Origin of the sequence: Streptomyces sp. NPDC127092, from assembly GCF_042722475.1 — a bacterium.
Classification (GTDB): domain Bacteria; phylum Actinomycetota; class Actinomycetes; order Streptomycetales; family Streptomycetaceae; genus Streptomyces.
In genome coordinates, this window is the sequence record NZ_JBHXFE010000071.1 from 1 (window position 1) to 5016 (window position 5016).

The 5016-nt window shown below is 71.0% G+C and carries 3 protein-coding genes; all 3 read left to right on the plus strand.

Going from position 1 to position 5016, the window contains the following annotated elements:
* Positions 1-1057: 2-oxoglutarate dehydrogenase, E2 component, dihydrolipoamide succinyltransferase (sucB, locus tag ACFWJO_RS35830; protein WP_386872118.1), on the plus strand; the 1057-nt coding region annotated here is incomplete at its 5' end.
* 132 nt (positions 1058-1189) lie between these two features.
* Positions 1190-1813, plus strand: a complete 624-nt coding sequence (locus ACFWJO_RS35835; RefSeq protein ID WP_384423595.1) for a GntR family transcriptional regulator — start codon at positions 1190-1192, stop codon at positions 1811-1813.
* 341 nt (positions 1814-2154) lie between these two features.
* Positions 2155-4857 carry a pyruvate dehydrogenase (acetyl-transferring), homodimeric type gene (gene aceE, locus ACFWJO_RS35840; protein ID WP_386872120.1) on the plus strand — a complete coding sequence of 901 codons (2703 nt, stop codon included), beginning with the start codon at positions 2155-2157 and terminating at the stop codon, positions 4855-4857.
* The last annotated feature ends 159 nt before the right edge of the window (positions 4858-5016 follow it).

A 5016-nucleotide genomic window follows, 5' to 3' on the forward strand; every position in this document is an offset into this window, starting at 1 on the left:
CGCCCCGGTGGCCCCGGCCGCTCCGGCGCCCGCTCCGGCTCCGGTCGCCCCGGCCGCTCCCGTGGCCGCCCCGGCCCCGGTCACCCCGGCCCCGGCCGCCCCCGCCCCCGCCGCCGCACAGCCGGCGGAGGACGGCGCCTACGTGACCCCGCTGGTCCGCAAGCTCGCCACCGAGAACGGTGTCGACCTGGCGTCGGTCAAGGGCACGGGCGTCGGCGGCCGCATCCGCAAGCAGGACGTCCTCGCCGCCGCCGAGGCCAAGAAGGCCGCCGCCGCTGCCCCGGCCCCCGCCGCCGCGGCCGCGCTGTCGAAGGCTCCGGCCCTTGAGGTCTCCCCGCTGCGCGGTCAGACCGTCAAGATGACCCGCATGCGCAAGGTCATCGGCGACAACATGATGAAGGCGCTGCACGGCCAGGCCCAGCTGTCCTCGGTCGTCGAGGTCGACATCACCAAGCTGATGAAGCTGCGCGCCCGCGCCAAGGACGCGTTCGCCGCCCGTGAGGGCGTCAAGCTCTCCCCGATGCCGTTCTTCGTGAAGGCGGCGGCCCAGGCGCTGAAGGCCCACCCGGTCATCAACGCCCGGATCAACGAGGACGAGGGCACCATCACGTACTTCGACTCGGAGAACATCGGCATCGCCGTGGACTCCGAGAAGGGTCTGATGACGCCGGTCATCAAGGGTGCGGGCGACCTGAACATCGCCGGCATCTCCAAGGCCACGGCCGAGCTGGCCGGCAAGGTCCGCGCCAGCAAGATCACGCCGGACGAGCTGTCCGGTGCGACCTTCACCATCAGCAACACCGGTTCGCGCGGTGCGCTGTTCGACACGATCATCGTCCCGCCGAACCAGGTCGCCATCCTGGGCATCGGCGCCACGGTCAAGCGTCCGGCCGTCATCGAGACCGCCGAGGGCACCGTCATCGGCGTCCGTGACATGACCTACCTGACGCTCTCCTACGACCACCGTCTGGTGGACGGCGCCGACGCCGCCCGCTACCTGACGGCCGTCAAGGCGATCCTGGAGGCCGGCGAGTTCGAGGTCGACCTCGGTCTGTGAAGGCACGGGGCTGAACGCGGCCGGAAGGCAACGTAACAAGCCTCACCTGCGGCGCCCCCGTCCGGATGTGTTTCCGGGCGGGGGCGCCGCCGTATTGTCTAAGTGTCTACTGACTCCTAAGGAGCGGCCCCCATGACCATGCCCGTCGTCCATTCGCTGCGCGAGCAGATCCGCGAGCACATCGTGGAGGGCATCGTCAGCGGCCGCTGGAAGCCGGGCGAGCGGATCGTGGAGCGGCGGATCGCGACGGAGCTGGAGGTCTCGCAGACCCCGGTCCGGGAGGCGCTGCGCGAGCTGGAGTCGCTGCGGCTGATCGAGTCGGCGCCCAACAAGGGTGTCCGGGTGCGCAATCTGACGGCCGCCGACCTGGAGGAGAGCTATCCCGTACGGGCCGGTCTGGAGCAGATCGCGGCCGAGCTGGCGGCGGGCCGGCTGGCGGCGGACTGCTCGGCCCTGGAGCCCCATGTCGCCGCGCTGTACGAGGCCGACGCGGCCTCGGACGGCACGGCGCAGGTGCGCCACACGGTGGCGTTCCACCGGGAGTTGGTGAAGGCGGCCGGGAACGGCGTGCTGCTGCACACCTGGGAGGGCCTGGGCATCGAGGTGTTCACGGCCCTGTCGATCCGCTGGCTTGGCACGGTGCAGAAGTCGTACGCGGAGGAGCACCAGGAGCTCGTGGAGGCCTTCCGCCGCCGGGACCCGAACATCGGGGCGCTGGTGAAGGCGCATGTGCTGGGGTGCGCGCCGAGGGCGTGATCCGGCCACGTAGGCCGTGTCGAACCGGGCCGGCGGGCCCACCTCCGGGTGGGCCCGCCGTTCGTTTCCGGGCAGGTCCGCTCGCCCGGTGAGGGCCGCTCGTTTGTGCGAGGCGCGCCTCAGACTGTCGATCCCGCCTGGGAAAACAAGGCACCGGGTGCCCTTTTTCGCGGCACCCTGTGCCGACTTTGGTGCTCCGGGCATCTTTTTCTCTGCGAAGCTTTGATCGATCATCGATCGGCGGCTTACAGTCTTCGGCGGGCCGTACCCCGGTCCTTCGCCCTGTCCTGCCAGACAAGGCCCCTTTATCTCCACCCCCACCTGTCCGGAAGGCGGCGATCATGACCGATCCCGTAGGCAAGATTCCGAGCGAGCTCGACCAGCTCCCGGACCGTGACACCGAGGAGACCGCCGAGTGGGCGGCCTCCCTCGACGCCGTCACCAAGGCCGCCGGTCCCCACCGGGCCGCCTACCTGATGCGCCGCACGCTCCAGCACGCCGAGGGCGCGGGCCTCGCCCTGCCCAAGCTCCTGGAGACGGACTACCTCAACACCATCCCCACCTCCGCGGAGCCCGTCGTCGACGGCGACGAGGAGATGGAGCGCAGGATCACCGCCTGGAACCGCTGGAACGCGGCCGCGATGGTCACCCGCGGCGCCAAGCACGGCGTCGGCGGCCACATCGCCACCTTCGCCTCCGCGGCCTGGCTCTACGAGACCGGCTTCAACCACTTCTTCAAGGGCAAGGAGGGTGACGGCTCCGGCGACCAGCTCTACATCCAGGGCCACGCCTCCCCCGGCATCTACGCCCGCGCCTTCCTCGACGGCCGCCTGAACGAGTCGCACCTCGACAACTTCCGGCAGGAGTCCGGCGGCAACGGCCTGCCCTCCTACCCGCACCCGCGCCGTCTGCCCTGGCTGTGGGAGTTCCCCACCGTCTCCATGGGCCTCGGCCCGCTGTCCGCGATCTACCAGGCGCGCTTCAACCGCTACCTGACCAACCGCGGCATCAAGGACGTCTCCGCCTCCCACGTCTGGGCCTTCCTGGGCGACGGCGAGATGGACGAGCCCGAGTCGACGGCGGCCCTCGCGCTCGCCGCCCGCGAGGGTCTGGACAACCTGACCTTCGTCATCAACTGCAACCTGCAGCGCCTCGACGGCCCGGTCCGCGCCAACTTCAAGATCGTGCAGGAGCTGGAGGCCCAGTTCCGCGGCGCCGGCTGGAACGTCGTGAAGACCCTGTGGGGCAACGCCTGGGACGAGCTGTTCGCGCTCGACACCACCGGCGCCCTCGTCCGCCGCCTCCGCGAGGTGCCGGACGCGCAGGTCCAGACGTACCAGACCCGCGACGCCGCCTACATCCGCGAGGACTTCTTCGGCAAGGACCCGGCGCTCGTCGAGATGGCGAAGCTGCTGTCCGACGACAAGATCCTCGAGTGCTTCCACCTCTCGCGCGGTGGCCACGAGCCGCGCAAGGTGTACGCCGCGTACAAGGCCGCCCTGGAGTTCAAGGGCGCGCCGACCGTGATCCTGGCGCAGACCGTCAAGGGTTACACCCTCGGCGAGGGCTTCGCGTCGAAGAACGCGAACCACCAGATGAAGAAGCTGAGCACGGACGAGTTCAAGCAGATGCGTGATCTGCTCGACCTGCCGATCTCGGACGCGCAGTTCGTCGACGGCGTGGTGCCGTACGGCCACCCGGGCGCCGACGCGCCCGAGGTCCGCTACCTCCAGGAGCGCCGCGCGGCCCTCGGCGGCCCGGCCCCGGCCCGCCGCGTCCACCCGGTCGCCCCGCTGCCGGCCCCGGCCGAGAAGGCCTTCACCGCCTTCGACAAGGGCTCCGGCGCGCAGTCCGTCGCCACGACGATGGCCTTCGTGCGTCTGGTCAAGGACCTGGTCCGCGACAAGGAGACCGGCAAGCGCTGGGTCCCGATCGTCCCGGACGAGGCCCGCACCTTCGGCATGGAGTCCCTCTTCCCCTCGCTCGGCATCTACTCGCCGAAGGGTCAGACGTACGAGCCGGTCGACCGCGACCAGCTGATGTACTACAAGGAGGCCGTCAACGGCCAGATCCTGAACGAGGGCATCACCGAGGCCGGCTCGATGGCCGACTTCATCGCCGCGTCGACCGCGTACTCCACGCACGGCGAGACGATGATCCCGTTCTACATCTTCTACTCGATGTTCGGCTGGCAGCGGACCGCCGACCAGATGTGGCAGCTCGGCGACCAGCTCGGCCGCGGCTTCCTCGTCGGCGCCACCGCCGGCCGCACCACCCTCACCGGTGAGGGCCTCCAGCACGCGGACGGCCACTCCCCGATGATCGCGGCCACCAACCCGGCGGCGCTGACCTACGACCCGGCGTTCGCCTACGAGGTCGCGGCCATCGTCAAGGAGGGCCTGCGCCGCATGTACGGCGAGGCGGCCGAGGGCGAGGACCAGGACGTCTTCTACTACCTCACCGTCTACAACGAGCCGATGCCGCAGCCGGCCAAGCCGGGCCACGCGGGCGTCGACGAGGGCATCGTCAAGGGCCTCTACCGCTTCAACACGGCGGAGTCGGCCGGCCTGACCGTCCCGGCCAACGCCCCGCGGATCCAGCTGCTCGGCTCCGGCACCGCGATCCACTGGGCCCTGGAGGCGCAGAAGCTGCTCGCCGAGGAGTGGGGCGTGGCCGCCGACGTGTGGTCCGCGACCTCGTGGACCGAGCTGCGCCGTGACGCCCTCGAGGCCGACGCGGCCCTGCTGCGCGGCGAGGAGCGCGTGCCGTACGTCCGCCAGGCCCTGGAGGGCGTGGACTCCCCCGTCCTCGCGGTCTCCGACTACATGCGCCAGGTCCCGGACCAGATCGCGCAGTGGGTCGAGCAGGACTGGAGCTCGCTGGGTGCCGACGGCTTCGGCCTCTCGGACACCCGCGAGGCGGCCCGCCGCCACTTCGGCGTCGACGCCCAGTCGATCGTCGTCGCGTCCCTCGCCCAGCTCGCCCGCCGCGGCGAGGTCCAGGCGACGGCCGTGAAGGAGGCGCGGGAGCGCTACGGCCTGTAGGACCGGACGGCCCCGGCCCGCAGGGCCGGAAAGACACGGTCCGTTGTCGGTGGCGGGGGGGGGGGGGGGGTCGTGTGTGGTGGCGTTGCCTCCCACGCTGGCCTCGCCCTTCCTACGCTACCCCCCCTCCCCACGCCCGAGGGTATCCCCCCCACTGGC